Origin of the sequence: Pseudoalteromonas sp. S4492, from assembly GCF_005886115.1 — a bacterium.
Taxonomy (GTDB): domain Bacteria; phylum Pseudomonadota; class Gammaproteobacteria; order Enterobacterales; family Alteromonadaceae; genus Pseudoalteromonas; species Pseudoalteromonas gelatinilytica.
Window position 1 is genome coordinate 1 of record NZ_PNCP01000004.1, and the last position, 14335, is coordinate 14335.

General features: G+C 40.5%; 15 protein-coding genes and 1 tRNA gene. 15 read left to right on the forward strand and 1 reads right to left on the reverse strand.

The window, feature by feature from the left end; genetic code table 11:
• Positions 1 to 278 precede the first annotated feature (278 nt).
• The 15 genes from CWC28_RS00645 to CWC28_RS00715 all read left to right on the forward strand — a co-directional run bounded on the left by CWC28_RS00645 (position 279) and on the right by CWC28_RS00715 (position 13178).
• Positions 279 to 1088 carry a sulfite exporter TauE/SafE family protein gene (locus tag CWC28_RS00645; protein ID WP_138624584.1) on the forward strand — a complete coding sequence of 270 codons (810 nt, stop codon included), beginning with the start codon at positions 279 to 281 and terminating at the stop codon, positions 1086 to 1088.
• 14 nt (positions 1089 to 1102) lie between these two features.
• Entirely contained in the window at positions 1103 to 1906 is an 804-nt protein-coding gene (gene lgt / locus CWC28_RS00650) for a prolipoprotein diacylglyceryl transferase (RefSeq protein WP_063706476.1), read from the forward strand.
• Between the two features lie 13 nt (positions 1907 to 1919).
• Positions 1920 to 2771, forward strand: coding sequence for a thymidylate synthase (locus CWC28_RS00655; protein WP_054562236.1), 852 nt, complete (start codon positions 1920 to 1922; stop codon positions 2769 to 2771).
• A 26-nt stretch (positions 2772 to 2797) separates the two neighbouring features.
• Complete coding sequence (gene galU / locus CWC28_RS00660) at positions 2798 to 3679, forward strand: UTP--glucose-1-phosphate uridylyltransferase GalU (protein WP_105175267.1); 882 nt, start codon at positions 2798 to 2800, stop codon at positions 3677 to 3679.
• A gap of 610 nt (positions 3680 to 4289) precedes the next feature.
• Positions 4290 to 4676 carry an SPOR domain-containing protein gene (locus CWC28_RS00665; RefSeq protein ID WP_063706482.1) on the forward strand — a complete coding sequence of 129 codons (387 nt, stop codon included), beginning with the start codon at positions 4290 to 4292 and terminating at the stop codon, positions 4674 to 4676.
• 73 nt (positions 4677 to 4749) lie between these two features.
• Positions 4750 to 5358: an SPOR domain-containing protein gene (locus CWC28_RS00670; RefSeq protein ID WP_082874106.1), complete on the forward strand. Its 609-nt coding sequence runs from the start codon at positions 4750 to 4752 to the stop codon at positions 5356 to 5358.
• Positions 5359 to 5469: 111 nt separating this feature from the next.
• Positions 5470 to 6063: a DUF4402 domain-containing protein gene (locus CWC28_RS00675; protein ID WP_063706486.1), complete on the forward strand. Its 594-nt coding sequence runs from the start codon at positions 5470 to 5472 to the stop codon at positions 6061 to 6063.
• A gap of 19 nt (positions 6064 to 6082) precedes the next feature.
• Positions 6083 to 6550: a DUF4402 domain-containing protein gene (locus CWC28_RS00680; protein WP_063706488.1), complete on the forward strand. Its 468-nt coding sequence runs from the start codon at positions 6083 to 6085 to the stop codon at positions 6548 to 6550.
• 8 nt (positions 6551 to 6558) lie between these two features.
• Positions 6559 to 7350: a fimbrial biogenesis chaperone gene (locus tag CWC28_RS00685; RefSeq protein WP_063706490.1), complete on the forward strand. Its 792-nt coding sequence runs from the start codon at positions 6559 to 6561 to the stop codon at positions 7348 to 7350.
• Between the two features lie 20 nt (positions 7351 to 7370).
• On the forward strand, positions 7371 to 10328 hold the full coding sequence (locus CWC28_RS00690; protein ID WP_063706492.1) for a fimbria/pilus outer membrane usher protein: 2958 nt from the start codon (positions 7371 to 7373) through the stop codon (positions 10326 to 10328).
• 13 nt (positions 10329 to 10341) lie between these two features.
• On the forward strand, positions 10342 to 10944 hold the full coding sequence (locus CWC28_RS00695) for an SPOR domain-containing protein (RefSeq protein ID WP_063706494.1): 603 nt from the start codon (positions 10342 to 10344) through the stop codon (positions 10942 to 10944).
• 54 nt (positions 10945 to 10998) lie between these two features.
• The gene (locus tag CWC28_RS00700) at positions 10999 to 11592 is read left to right on the forward strand and encodes a FlgO family outer membrane protein (protein ID WP_055020737.1); all 594 of its coding nucleotides are present in this window, start codon (positions 10999 to 11001) and stop codon (positions 11590 to 11592) included.
• A 14-nt stretch (positions 11593 to 11606) separates the two neighbouring features.
• Positions 11607 to 12281, forward strand: a complete 675-nt coding sequence (locus CWC28_RS00705) for a FlgO family outer membrane protein (RefSeq protein ID WP_054562231.1) — start codon at positions 11607 to 11609, stop codon at positions 12279 to 12281.
• Between the two features lie 3 nt (positions 12282 to 12284).
• Positions 12285 to 12950, forward strand: a complete 666-nt coding sequence (locus CWC28_RS00710; RefSeq protein WP_138624585.1) for a FlgO family outer membrane protein — start codon at positions 12285 to 12287, stop codon at positions 12948 to 12950.
• Between the two features lie 153 nt (positions 12951 to 13103).
• Positions 13104 to 13178 (forward strand) — tRNA-Arg (locus tag CWC28_RS00715).
• A 24-nt stretch (positions 13179 to 13202) separates the two neighbouring features.
• Here CWC28_RS00715 and CWC28_RS00720 read toward each other — a convergent pair.
• Positions 13203 to 14267, reverse strand: a complete 1065-nt coding sequence (locus CWC28_RS00720; RefSeq protein ID WP_063706497.1) for a zinc-binding dehydrogenase — start codon at positions 14265 to 14267, stop codon at positions 13203 to 13205.
• Positions 14268 to 14335 lie beyond the last annotated feature (68 nt).

Consider the following 14335-nt stretch of genomic DNA (forward strand, 5'->3'; position numbering starts at 1 on the left):
TTAACAGGTGCTTAATATCAAGGCGTTACTTTGCAACAATTGTAGTCCCTTTTAAGAAGTAACAACGATGATATTAAGTGCATGTGAAACGCCCAAAGGGTTGGTTTAAAAGCGATTTATACTGCGTTATTGATCTTAACAATAGAACCACTATTACTTGCAATCAATGCCTTGCCTAAATCGCTTTTAATTCCAACTGAAACTCGCATCTTGAGGTGGTTTGGGTATATATATTAGTTTAGTATATGTATATAACAAATTGAATATATGAGTGTGCTATGCATGACGTAATACTTTTAATGGTGTACTGCGCAATTTTGGGCAGCGTGGTTGGATTTTTAGCAGGGTTATTAGGCATTGGTGGCGGTCTGATTATCGTGCCGGTACTTAGTGCGTTATTAGTATCGTTCAATGTTGCCGACCCAAGTCATGTATTAGTTATCGCGATAGCAACCTCGTTAGCATCCATTATTTTTACCTCGACTTCTTCAGCCCTTGCTCATCATCGTAATGCTAACGTGCCTTGGGAAATTGCCCCGTGGGTTATGACTGGCGTTGGCCTTGGGGCCTTAATCAGTGGTTTTGCGGCAAGCTTTATCCCAGAGCAGCTACTGCGCTTTGTTTTTGCCGGTAGTGTGGTGTTTATCGCACTCAGAATGGTGTTATCGACACGTACAAAAGCAGCCAGTGAAAAGCCGCTGCCATCAGGACCAATTCTTGGCTTTTTATGTGCCATAATGGGGGCACTGTCAGGATTAATTGGTATTGGTGGTGGAGCACTCATTGTGCCGCTACTGCATTATTTTTCTGTTGATATTAAAAAGGCCATTGGTTGTGCCGCTGCATGTGGTATTGTCATTGCCCTGTTCGGCTCGGTGGGTTACGTATCTGCTGGCTGGCAATTAACATCTTTCAGTGATGGATTTGCCGGATTTGTGTATTTACCTGCGTTAGTAGGGATTGTGGTTACCTCGTCGCTCATTGCGCCAATAGGTGCCAAAGCCACGCACTATTTGCCTGTGGCAACAATAAAAAAAGTATTCGCGCTATTACTTGTCATAATTGCGCTTAAAATGGTGTTTAGTTAAAGGTTTTTATTTTTATGGCTCTTCAATTTCCAGATATCGATCCGGTTATTTTTTCGGTAGGCCCGCTCAGCGTACGTTGGTACGGCTTAATGTATTTAATTGGTTTTGCTTTGGCGCTATGGCTTGCTAATCGTCAAGCAGAAAAACCAAATTCAGGTTGGACAAAAGAACAAGTCAGTGACTTGCTCTTTTACGGCATGCTCGGGGTGATACTCGGTGGTCGTATTGGCTATGTATTGTTTTATCAGTTTAGTTACTTTATTGAAAACCCATTGTATTTGTTCAGAATTGACCAAGGTGGTATGTCGTTCCATGGTGGTACGCTAGGTGTAATCACCGCTATTGTGGTGTTTGCTTGGACACGTAAAAAGTCATTACTTGAAGTGGGTGATTTTGTAGTGCCACTCGTGCCGCTAGGCTTATTAGCAGGTCGCATTGGTAACTTTATTAATGGTGAACTATGGGGCCGAGTCACAGATGTGCCTTGGGCATTTATCTTCCCATCAGGTGGCCCAGAGCCGCGCCATCCTTCACAATTATACGAAGCCTTTTTAGAAGGCCTAGTGCTGTTTTTAATCTTACAATGGTTTATCAAAAAGCCACGTCCAGCGGGCAGTGTTGCAGGTGTGTTCTTACTCGGTTATGGCGTATTCAGATTTACCGTAGAATACTTCCGTGAGCCAGATGCCCATTTAGGTTTATTTGCAGGCATAATTTCAATGGGGCAAATACTGTCATTGCCGATGGTAATTGGTGGCCTTGGTTTGTTAATATGGGCCTATAAAAAGCCGCAACACAGCGTGGCAAGCAAAGCATAACAAGAGCAAATCAATGAAACAGTATTTAGATTTATGTCAGCGCATTGTTGACGAAGGTGTGTGGGTTGAGAACAAGCGCACAGGAACCAAATGTTTAACCGTTATAAATGCCGATCTTGAATATGATGTGGCAAATAACAAGTTTCCGCTCATCACCACGCGTAAGAGCTTTTACAAAGCGGCGATAGCGGAGCTATTAGGTTATTTACGTGGTTACGACAGCGCTGCACAGTTTCGTGATATCGGCTGCATGACTTGGAATGCAAACGCAAACGAAAACAAAGCTTGGCTTGAAAACCCACATCGTCGTGGTGAAGATGATATGGGCCGTGTATATGGTGTGCAAGGCCGCAGTTGGCAACGCCCGGATGGCAGTCACCTTGATCAGTTAAAAAAAGTCATTGATAACTTATCTAAAGGGATTGATGACCGTGGTGAAATTGTGACTTTTTACAATCCGGGTGAGTTTGAACTAGGTTGTTTACGCCCTTGTATGCATACACACACTTTTTCATTACTGGGTGATACTTTATACTTAACATCATACCAACGTAGCTGCGATGTACCGCTAGGCTTAAACTTTAATCAAATTCAATGTTTTGTGTTACTTGCTTTAGTTGCACAAATCACCGGGCATAAACCGGGTAAGGCATATCATAAAATAGCAAATGCGCATATTTATGAAAACCAACTTGAGTTGATGCGTGATGTGCAGCTCAAGCGTGAGCCATTCGCGTCACCAGAATTAAAAATAAACCCAAATATTAAATCACTAGAAGACATTGAAACCTGGGTTACAAAAGACGATTTTGAAGTAGTAGGTTATCAGTGTCACGATGCAATTAAGTATCCGTTTTCAGTGTAACAACAATAAAATTTAAGGAGAAATCAATGAAAGCAGTGATCCCAGTTGCTGGTCTTGGCACGCGCATGTTACCTGCGACTAAAGCAATCCCTAAAGAAATGCTTCCTATTGTTGACCGACCGCTGATCCAGTACGTTGTAAATGAAGCAATTTCAGCAGGAATTAAAGAAATTGTTTTAGTGACACATTCAAGTAAAAACTCAATTGAAAACCACTTTGATACCAGTTTTGAGCTAGAAGCAACGCTAGAAAAGCGTGTAAAGCGTCAATTACTTGCAGAAGTACAATCAATCTGTCCGAAAGATGTAACAATTATTCATGTTCGTCAAGGTGAAGCGAAAGGCCTTGGTCATGCTATTAACTGTGCTGCACCTATCATAGGTGATGAACCATTTGTTGTTATTTTACCTGATGTGATCATTGATGATGTGGCAAGCGACCTTAAAAAAGATAACTTAGCTGAAATGATCCAGCGTTTTGAAAACACCGGTGAGAGCCAAATCATGGTTGAACCTGTGCCTCAAAGCGAAGTGGATAAATTTGGTGTCGTTGATTTAGGTGATGTAAAAATTAATCAAGGTGAGAGCGCAGCTATTTTAAACATGGTTGAAAAGCCTCCAGTTGATCAAGCTCCATCAAATCTAGCTGTTGTGGGTCGTTATGTACTGAGCAAAAATATTTGGCCGTTACTTGCAAAAACCCCAGCAGGCGCTGGCGACGAAATCCAATTAACTGATGCCATTGCTATGCTAATGGAAAAAGAAATAGTTGATGCCTACTCAATGAAAGGCAAAAGCCATGACTGCGGCAGCAAAATTGGTTATTTAAAAGCTATTGTTGAATTTGCACTACGCCGTGATGAATTCAAAGACGAGCTTACAGACTTCATAAAGTCGCTGGTTAAATAATCAATTCTAATTACCTAGTTGAAAATCATGTAAAAAAAGTGTCTATATGGCACTTTTTTGTTATTTACATGATCCCCACAATTGTCGATTATTACCCAATAAAGGATTTTTCTGATATACCTAGCTCTTAACGCATTGTTAAGATTAAAGATCAGTGAGATGCTTATATATCCCTGTAGGATAGTTAAACTTAGCTATACTTATAAAAATACCTATGTAAAAACGGATTTTTATTGCTTTAGGTTGTCTAATATGAAAACTTAAGTAGTAGGGTGTCATTAAGTTTTTATTGCAGTAAGTTAAGCACTGTACTGAAAATATTATAATAACAAATAATGTGTTAGAGTTTTCTTATGCAACGTCTCAAATGATGTTTATGGCTTTTGTATAGGCAAGTGCTAACAGATAGACTTCTTTAAAAAGAAGCAAATTTTTAATGGTACGTTTAAGAATCCTACTTATGAAATATTGCTCAAAACCTTTGCGTTACAGTATATGCCTATTGGTGTTATTGACTGTGTCTGGTTGCAGTAATAAGGCACTTCCAAATATCTCCTTTAACACGCTTTCTGTTTTCAATATTTTTCAGTACCTAAGTAATAATAAGGTAATGCAAAACTCATTCTTATTGGCACAAACCCAAAATGAACCTGTCAGTACAATGCTTGATCAAGCAGACACGTCGCAAGCATTGTCAAACGACTCTACAGACGTTGTGAAACCCGATTATGCATTTGCTCTACAGTTAGCATCGGTTAATTCTGAGCAAGGCCTTGCTTCAACATTAAAAAAAATGGCTAAACGAGCACCCAGTATTTTTCAGGGAAAACCGATACTCAATGTCGAAGTCGCAGATGTAAATGAGCATACCTATTATCGACTTAAATTTGGTGGCTATAAATATTTGAAGAATGCCAAAGCTGACTGTGAAGCGATTAAGCGACAAGGCATTGATTGCTGGGTTAGCAACTACACTGACAACCGAATTTATTTCTAGCGTCAAATATTCGCGCTAAAGGTGGCATTTTTATTGCTACCATTTAAGTCTGTTTTTTAGAATTGACGTCACCATGCATTTTTCTATTTTTTCTAAATATCTATTGATAACCATCAGCTTAACTGCTTTAACAGCATGTATGATGAGCCAAGAGCAAACCCAGCCAGCTTATACTGAGCAGCAAGTACAGCAATTTGCTGCCGAGTGGCAAAACCAACAGCCGAGCATTGAGCGCCTTTCAGCCATGGAAAAAGACCTTGCGTTGTTAATCGAAGTGCTGTCAGCTAATAGTGATTTAACCGTAAAGCCATCACAATTTGAGCCACAAAATGATGTGATTATTCATCAAAGCGAACAAACGCAAGCGCAGCAAACATCATCAACAGATTCACTTGAGGCGATTATTGCAGCAAATAAAGCCGCTGAAGCGGGCGTACAATTAGGTTTATATTTAACGCCGAAAAAAGTTAGTTATCAGGTCTTAAAGCTCAAACGTGATTATCCTGCTGCTTTAAATGGCCTTGATTTTCGTTTTAAAACACGAGAGCAAAAAGGCGTAACTTTGTATGGATTAAGGGCTGGTCCATTTGAAAATTATACTCAGGCGACAGCATTTTGTGAGATAGCGAAAAGAATGGGGCAAACCTGTGTGACGGCACCATTTATTGGAGAGATGCTTTAAGCATCTTTCCTCTTAAAAATTAGGTAATTAATCTTAAAGTATTTGTTCTAGTGGTCGATAAAGCTTAAGATACAGAAAAATGGCTTAGCCATTTAATTATAAGGACTTAATATGAAATTACCTCTTTCTTTAATTGCATGCTCATTAGCATTTTCTGCTTTTTCTTCTTTCGCCACTACAGAATCTTTCAGCGCCACAGTAAAGGTTCAAAACTCAGTTGTTTTAACAAAAGGAAATGATCTAGATTTTGGTACCATTCGTGCTGTAGCGGACCCTTTAGGTGTTGCACAAGCAGTTTTAACTATTAATCCAGAACCTGATGCAAGCCCTGTTTCGACAAGAATAGATTTATCTCCTGCGATTATTTCAATTATAGAGCAAGGAGCACCAGCTTCATTTACGGTATCAGAGGCGGTGCCAAATGCGCGTTTGTCTATTACCGATCCAACAGCAAATACATTAGAGTCAAGTGGCCAAGGTTTAAATGAGCCTAACTTTATTGTTGATGGTTGGAGATATTTTATTACTTCTGGGCCAAATGCAAATGCTTATTACAATACAGCATCGCCAAACCTAACGGCTGATGCAGATGGCAGTGTTGAGTTTAACATTGGTGCTAATTTATCTACCGCAAATACAGAATCATCTGAACCCTATCGTGATACTGAATACACTGGTACTTTCCAACTAGAAGTTGCCTACTAATATTTCTAGGTAATTTATCATGCGCTTTTTGCTTTTAGCCAGCGTGCTATTTACAGTGTTCTCAACGCCGTTGCAAGCTGCGAGTACAGAGCAGCAAGCGCTTGATTTTGGTACTCTAGTTATTCTAGCTAATACAAATATTAGTTCTGTAATTGTCAAAGATGATGGCAGTATCAATACACAGGGCTCTGTGTATGTACTTAAAAATGGCCGCCCAGCAGAATTATTACTCACTGGCTTACCAGCCAGAACTCAGTTAGAGCTAAAGCCACTTTCGACAACTCAGCTAATACATGATGTAGATAGCAGTACAAGTGCTGAATTTTCTGTACGTCTTAATGGTTTTCCTAAATATGTGATTACCAATGAATTTGGTGAGGCAAAAGTATTTATTGGCGGTACTTTAACGACAGATCGTAGTGCTAAACCATACGCGGATGGTCAGTATTCTTCTTCAACTTATTTAGAAATTTCAGTCAATTACTAAGGATAGATATGTTCGCAAAACGTCTTTTATGTGGACTTTTTTTTGTTTTTTTCAGTCAATGTGCAACGGCAAATTTACTTATTTCACCAACGCGAGTTTCATTTGATGAGCGCCAACGAAGCGCAAAAGTCACCGTTATTAATAGCTCAGAAGAGTACCGTACATACCGAGTTGTATGGAGCGAAAAATTAGCGCTTCCTGGTGGGGGATACCAAACACTGAGTGAACCAGTAGCAACGAGTCTTTCTCCTATGGCGCGCTTATCACCAAAGCAAATTCGTTTAGCACCGGGCGAAAGGCAAACGATTAAAATAGCGATTAGAAAGCCTAAGGATTTGGCTAAAGGGGAATATCGTTCTCACTTATTATTTCAAGCCTTACCAAATGAAGATAAGGCAGCTAAGGCCGGGCTCAAAGTGAACATGATTTTGAGTTTTAGTATTCCAATTGTATATCGTGAGCAAGGTGAGCTGCCAAAAGTTGCGTTTCAAACTGCAGAAATAGTTGAAGACTCGGTAAATAAAACACCAAAAATTGCTGTTAAATTAACTGAAAAACAAGGTTTTAGTAGTTATGGTCGACTTAGCGCGTATGTCACTAATTCGGCGGGAAAACAAGAAAAAATCGCTGAAATCGGGAATCTAAGTTTATATCCTGAAATTGAACAAGCGACAGTATTGTTAGATTTGTTCTCTGGCAAACAGCTGCCAAAACAAGGGAATATTGAGCTTAAATATGAAGGTGCAGATGAGTATGAAGGCGTCGATTTTGGCTCATATTCATTGTCTATTCGACATTAGGGATTAATTCGAAAACATTTATGAATCGCTTATTTGCGTTAGGGCTTATGCTATTAAGTCCTATCAGCTTTGCTAATTCGACTGTGAGTACAGAGGATGTACTAGCTAGACTCAATGCCATAAAAGCTAAGTTAAATGGCGAACAGCTCCATGTTTCACAATCTAAGCCTACACATAATTCTGCACACACCTTAGTCACCCAGCAGCGAATTGCGACTGGGGAGTTTTTGCTATTTTCAATTTATTTAAATGAAAATTACCTCGGTGAGGTTTTTGCCCTTAAGTCTGATCAAGACATTTTATTGGGGCTTTCAGGGCTAGTTGATATCTTACAGCTAGCAATTAATGTCGATTTATCGGCCAAGAGTGCAGAAGGTTGGTTCATCAATAGTAATAACACTTTTCAATTAACAGCACAAAAAGAGCTGATTACAAATAACAAGAAGTGGCAGCTTACTGAGCAACAAATTAGTGTTGACGATGATATTTATATAGAAGCTGCAGTACTTGCTGATGCTTTTGAATTTAAGCACAGCTCTGACTACGCAAGCTTAGAGTTACATATTGAAACTGAGTCTGTTTATCCTGTTGCATCGCAAGCGCAGCGTCATAAAAAACAACTGCAAAGCTACAGTAGCCAAAAGCAAGCAACTTTACCTTGGAAACCAAGCCCATATCAGGCCTTATCTGTCCCTGTGGCTGACTTACAATTGAACTATACCCAAGATAATGATAACAGCCAGACAAGTTACTCATTACTTGGCTCGCAAGACTTTGCTTACTTAACGATGGAATACTTTTTAGCGGGTCGTGAGAATGACTTGCTGAACAACTCAAGGTTAACTTTCTCTAGGCAAGATGTGAATAATCAATTGTTAGGTCCACTTGCTGCAAGTCTTATTGAAGTAGGGGATGTAACAGCTACGCAAGTTGGCAGCCGTTATAACAACCAATATGGTCGTGGGGTTAAAATATCGAATTATCAACTTGGGCAAGCTATTGATAATAATCGGGTGAATCTAACCGGTGCAGTGCAGCCTGGTTGGGATGTTGAATTATATCGTAATGGTATTTTAATTGAACAGCAGTTGAGTTTGACCGATGGACGCTATGTTTTTGCTGATGTTGATTTACTATTCGGTGAAAACAACTTTGAGTTGATTTTTTATGGTCCACAAGGACAAGTAGAGCGGAAAACTGAATATTACTACATTGATGGCACGCAGCTTGAACAAGGGGAAGCAGTCTATGAGCTATCTGTTTCAGAGCAAGGCAAGCAGTTATTGGGCAACAGTAACTATAGTGTAAATCAGGGCTGGGTTGCTGCGGGGCGATACCAATATGGTGTGAGTGATAACATTGCCATGTATTCAGGCTTCATGGCGCAAAAACGAGAGCAAGATGAGCTGTATCATGTTGCTCTTGGAACGAACCTTAGCCTGTTAGACAGGTTATTGGTTAATCTTGAATATGAAGAAAATAATCAACAACAAAGCGAATTTGAATTAACAACACGAACTAAATTGGCTGATCAGTCTCTGCTATTTAGCGCAACGAACCGTACTGATAATCAGAATGGTCGAGATATAACGCTCAAGAGCTATCAGTTTGATATGTCAGGTGAGCTGATGAAAAATGATTTTGGGCGGCTCAATTATCAAAACAACTTTCTGATTCAACATGCACAAAGCGTTGATTTAAAACAAATTTATAATCGTTTAAATTACAGCTATGCAAACGTCTCTATAAATAATTTATTGCAGTGGCAAGACTTAAGTGTTGGGCAAGAAAGTGTTGATGGTACGACGCGTTTACAAACACGACTGGGCAGAGTGTATAGTCGGTTTGGGGTTAATTATCGACTCTCTCCCGTTAGTGAAATAGCAAGTTATGAAGCTGAGTTTAGCAGAAGCTTGGGCCCAAGCCTACAAGCAGAGCTAACTTTAAGGGACTCTCTAGATTACGATGTTCAGTCCGCTGAATTAGGTTTAACGTGGCAAAATGACAGGATTAACTTAAGCAGTAATGTTAATTACGATAGTAATGATCAGTGGCAAATTCGCTTAAATAGTCGATTTAGTTTTGGTTTTGATAGTCAATATAATCAGCCATTTATGAGTAATAGAACATTGACCAATACTGGTAGTTTGATGGTTAATGTGTTTTTAGATGAAAATGATAATGGCATTAAAGATGGCAATGAAAAGGGCTTGGTGGGTGTTAAAGTAAAAGGCTTACAAAATTATCGCCAAGCTATTACCGATGAACAAGGTATTGCGATTCTTTCAGCTATGCCAGCTAATCGCACAACAGATATCGTGCTCGATCGTGACAGTTTTGCTGACCCTTTTATGATACCCGCCCACGATGGTTTCTCCATAACACCACGAGCTGGTTTCGTTGAGTACATGGATTATCCAGTAAATAATGCTAGCGAAATCGAAGGCACCGTTTATCAGCAGACAGAGCAAGGGACGAATGTTCAACCCTATGCCAAAATTACCTTAGTGGATGAACAAGGCAATGATGTAGCAATTACACAAGCGGCTTATGATGGCTATTACTTGTTTACTGATATTAAACCCGGTAAGTATCAGGCGATTGTTGATAAACAATACCAAGGCCAAAAGTCACTGGTAAGTAATCAAACACACAAAATAGAATTATCGCCCAAAGGTGATGTACTGGTGGGGGTTGATATTACTTTGCGGCCACTTAAAAAGCGTCAGGGCTACATTGCGAGTATTGGCAAGTTTAATTCACTAAAAATATTAAAGGTGTATTACTCATTGGTGAAACAGCGTTTAACACAACAAGGCTTTCAGAGCGCTTTCTACATTCACGATAAAGAAAATGCACACTACACGCTTGCAGTTGGCTTTGACGCACAATCTGCAAATGAGCTTGAACAGCAATGTGCGCAGCTAATATCACAAGCAATTAAATGCCACGTAACTGAACAGCAAGTTCAACACTAGCAAGGAGCAAATTATGGTTTTTACTACTTTTCAAAATCTGAAGAAAGTATGGTTAGTCTTACTGGTGACTCCTATCATTGGTTGCCAAAGCGTGACAGAGCCAAAAGTGAGTGAAGAAAACTTAGTAAAAATTAGCCAACAAGAGCTTCTGGAGCTGAGGCAATCGCATCAGCAATTCCAAGCAATGAAGCCAGAGCTAGAACGTTTGCTCTCAATTGAAAGTGAGTTAACCTTACTCACTGAACAACTTACTTTATTAAATGCGCAGCAAGCAGAGCCTGTAAAGGCAAAAAAGTCACCAGTAACCGCTCCTCAGTTTATAGCCGAGCCTACAGCTAAGTTTGCACTACAACTTGCTTCCGTAACAGAGATACCTCGACTAACAGCTCGCCTTGCTGAAATTAAAAAACAAGCCCCAGCGCTATTTAATGGCCAGTTTATTGCTAATGTAGAGTCCGTAACAGTGAACGGCAGCACTTTCCATCGCTTAAAAATAGGTGCATATCAACAAAAGCAGCAAGCAACTAATGATTGTAAAAAGTTAGCATCAGTCGGTGTGGCATGCTTGGTATCACATTATGTGCAGAATCCACTTGATTTATCCCATCAACAATAATACTTAGGCATAATTATTGCTTTGTACTTACTAAGTTTAGTGAGGATGGCAATTATGCGCCTGTTATTTTATTCAGTTTTTTTAGTGTTGGTGGGTTGTAGCTTAACTGAAGAGCCACAAAAAACGCCCCCTAGAGAAACCCCAAAATCGCCGATGGCACCTTATACGGTGCATCAATACGTTGCTGATTTAAGTAGTCAGCTGAGCCGTATTCAAGGCCCTTACAAAGGCAATGCACGTATTGCTGTGACCAGTTTTTATATGGCTGATGGCTTAGGTACTGATTTAGCAGAAGATCAGGGCAGTGGCTTGAGTCAGCAAATTCAAGAAAGTTTATTAACGCAATTTACTCAGCTTGGTTTTCATACCATTGAGTATCGATTAGAAAATACTTTAAATTTGCAGCAATCGGCCGATAGTGTACTTAGTCGTGATGTAAATACCTTACGTCAACGTCAGAATATTGACTTTGTTATTACCGGCACACTGACGCGGCAACAACATGCCTACATAGTAAATGCCCGATTAGTGAATACCAAAGATCTGCGAATTGTGTCAGCAGCAAGCACTGAGATCCCTATCAATGTAATGTGGGGCGCTGAAAAAGTTCAGCAACGTGATGGCCAGTTGTATCGAAGCGAATATTAAGAGGAACTCATTTAATGAAACGTTTAATTTTAACTTTATGTTTGCCGTTTGGCTTTGGTTGCTCATCAATGTTAACTGGTGATGCAACACAACACGAAAATGATCCTCAGTTAGCTGCGCAAAGAGAAGTTGCCGCGCCGCATAGTAATGACAGTGTGTTTCAAACCAATCAGGCGGTAATGAATAACAGCACTTTTACAGCAGCCCCAACACGTAAGAATATCAATCACTATGTGCGTGGCATCATGCAGGATCTTGTTGAAAACTTGCAATATGTTAGTGATAACACGCCAGTTGCTGTTTCAAGCTTTGTGTACCTTGATGCAGATTACAACTCAACAAATTTGCTGGGTAATCAAATTGCCGAAAGTTTTATTCATGAACTTCACGCGTTTGGTGTGCCTGTCATTGACTTTAAAACCACGGATTATATGCGTGTCACGCCTAGTGGTGATTATGTTTTCAGTCGTGATTATTTAGAGCTAAGCCAAGATCAAAACTTCAATTATGTTTTGGCAGGTACTTTGGTTAATCATCAAAGTGGTGTGCTCGTGAATGCGCGTATTGTTGGCTTAGCAAGCAAAGCGGTTGTTGGGTCGGCGCAAGGCTTTATCCCACAGTCAGTGGTTGATGCCCTGGATAGTACTAATCGAAGTGATGGCATTACACTAAAACAAGCAAGTGAGTAAGCTATGAAAGGTTTTATCTTCGCATCGTTAACGCTCGTGCTTTCTGGCTGCCAATTGCTGCCAGAGCAATCAGCAGAGCCGCAAAATACAGCTCAACATGCACCGGCATCAGCAAGCTCTCAAGTCGATTACGTTGCTATGCTGCAAGTGCTTGAACAAAAAGATATGCAGCAGGATAACGCTAACCATCGCCTGTTTGTGCCTTATCAACATCATAAAACCGTTGTTAATTATGTCGAGCAAATGGCGCTTGAGTTAGTGGATACCATGCAACAAGAAAGCGATTTAGGTATTGCCATTACCACTTTTGTGGATTTAGATGCGAGCTTAAAAACCAGCTCTCAGCTTGGTAACCAACTTGCCGAATCAATGATGTATCAGCTGCAAAAATTTGGCTTTGGCGTTGTGGATTTTAAAGCGATGGATGTCATTACTGTAACCTCACATGGTGATTTTGTGATGTCGCGTGATGTAGAAGAGTTAGCTGAGCGTCGCATTGCTAGCCATGTACTCACAGGCACGCTGATATACCGCCCTAATGGAGTTGAAGTGAATGCCCGAGTAATTAATTTAAACTCAAAGCTGGTTATTGCCAGCGCACAAAAAGTGATCCCATATTTTGTGCTAAAACATGAGTCAATCCAATCAGCAACAGCTCGCGTTAACTAGCCTCATTATTTTGCCAATCGGCTTACTCACAAGTCGATTGGTTTATTCTCTTGATTACCAAAGCCTTAGACCGTTATAATTTTTACGTAAGCTACAAGCTACAAGCTACAAGCTACAAGCTACAAGCTATAAGCTTTACTTCAGCTTTCGAGTGGCCTCTTAGTTAAATGGATATAACGGCCCCCTCCTAAGGGGCAGTTACAGGTTCGATTCCTGTAGGGGCTACCAAGTTTCTCAGCAACCCCAATTAAATTAACCCGTTACTTTTTCAAGCTCACCTGTGCGCCATGGTTCAATGATGATTTTGATGTGGTCGTTTGGTTTAAATAACGTATCGAAGGCACCTTGTACGCCGTCGATGCCGACTTTACCAGTGCGCATTTTTTGCCATGCAATTTTGCCTGACGCGATGTTCTCAAGTGATTGTGCAAACTCTTCTGGCTGGTAGTAATAAGAGAAAATAAGGTCTAACTCTTTTACTGTGGCATAGGCAAAGTTAACGTTGAGTGGCGCGGTATGTACACCTGTTACAATGATTTTTGCTTTTGCTGGCGCACGTAAAATGTAGTCGTTTAATAAACGGCTTACACCGGCACATTCAAAAATAACCACCTTGTTATTACCCGCAAGTGCTGCGGCTTTAGCGACTTCATCATCAACCATAGGGTTAACATATTCTGTAGCGCCAAATTCAAGGGCAATTTGTTTTTTGCTCTCTTGTGGATCGGAGGCAACGATGTGTTTTACGCCCTGAAGCTTTAACGCGGCAATTGCAGCAAGGCCAATTGGGCCACAGCCAACGACAATGGCTACATCATCATTATTCATTTGTGCGCGGTTTACTGCGTGTAGGCCAACGGCAAGAGGCTCTGTAATGGCTGCTGCTTCTGATGGAACAGCATCAGGAATAGGTAATAGCAAGGCTTCATCAACAATAAAGTATTCAGAATAGGCACCATATAGCCCAGGGGTTACACCTACGCCAGCGCCGCCAGCTGAAAGTAAAATAGGCACTGAGGTGACACGAGTACCTGTCGCTAATTCGCCTTTTGTATTGGGGCCGTAGCTAACGATTTCAGCCGCATATTCATGGCCTAATAACACTTCTTGGTCATCGCCAGCATCTTTTGCCATGATGCCGAGGTTTTTATAGATATCGAATACATCGCTGGTGTGGCGGGTAATATGAATATCTGAACCGCAAATACCGCACGCTAGGCTTTTTACCAGTACTTGACCGGGTCCAGGAGTAGGGATATCAATTTGTTTTACATGCAGCTTGCCATTTTGCATGGCAACAGAATTCATTTGGCTCATATGTGTGTCCTCTGTGAATGTGAAGGAAGTCCTTCATCGGTATTCTCTACACTAAGTCATAGTGCTAG

Coding starts and splice junctions, on each gene's coding strand:
- CWC28_RS00645 (WP_138624584.1), top strand. CDS start 279: ATGCATGACGTAATACTTTTAATGGTGTACTGCGCAATTTTGGGCAGC.
- lgt (WP_063706476.1), top strand. CDS start 1,103: ATGGCTCTTCAATTTCCAGATATCGATCCGGTTATTTTTTCGGTAGGC.
- CWC28_RS00655 (WP_054562236.1), top strand. CDS start 1,920: ATGAAACAGTATTTAGATTTATGTCAGCGCATTGTTGACGAAGGTGTG.
- galU (WP_105175267.1), top strand. CDS start 2,798: ATGAAAGCAGTGATCCCAGTTGCTGGTCTTGGCACGCGCATGTTACCT.
- CWC28_RS00665 (WP_063706482.1), top strand. CDS start 4,290: ATGCAAAACTCATTCTTATTGGCACAAACCCAAAATGAACCTGTCAGT.
- CWC28_RS00670 (WP_082874106.1), top strand. CDS start 4,750: ATGCATTTTTCTATTTTTTCTAAATATCTATTGATAACCATCAGCTTA.
- CWC28_RS00675 (WP_063706486.1), top strand. CDS start 5,470: ATGAAATTACCTCTTTCTTTAATTGCATGCTCATTAGCATTTTCTGCT.
- CWC28_RS00680 (WP_063706488.1), top strand. CDS start 6,083: ATGCGCTTTTTGCTTTTAGCCAGCGTGCTATTTACAGTGTTCTCAACG.
- CWC28_RS00685 (WP_063706490.1), top strand. CDS start 6,559: ATGTTCGCAAAACGTCTTTTATGTGGACTTTTTTTTGTTTTTTTCAGT.
- CWC28_RS00690 (WP_063706492.1), top strand. CDS start 7,371: ATGAATCGCTTATTTGCGTTAGGGCTTATGCTATTAAGTCCTATCAGC.
- CWC28_RS00695 (WP_063706494.1), top strand. CDS start 10,342: ATGGTTTTTACTACTTTTCAAAATCTGAAGAAAGTATGGTTAGTCTTA.
- CWC28_RS00700 (WP_055020737.1), top strand. CDS start 10,999: ATGCGCCTGTTATTTTATTCAGTTTTTTTAGTGTTGGTGGGTTGTAGC.
- CWC28_RS00705 (WP_054562231.1), top strand. CDS start 11,607: ATGAAACGTTTAATTTTAACTTTATGTTTGCCGTTTGGCTTTGGTTGC.
- CWC28_RS00710 (WP_138624585.1), top strand. CDS start 12,285: ATGAAAGGTTTTATCTTCGCATCGTTAACGCTCGTGCTTTCTGGCTGC.
- CWC28_RS00720 (WP_063706497.1), bottom strand. CDS start 14,267: ATGAGCCAAATGAATTCTGTTGCCATGCAAAATGGCAAGCTGCATGTA.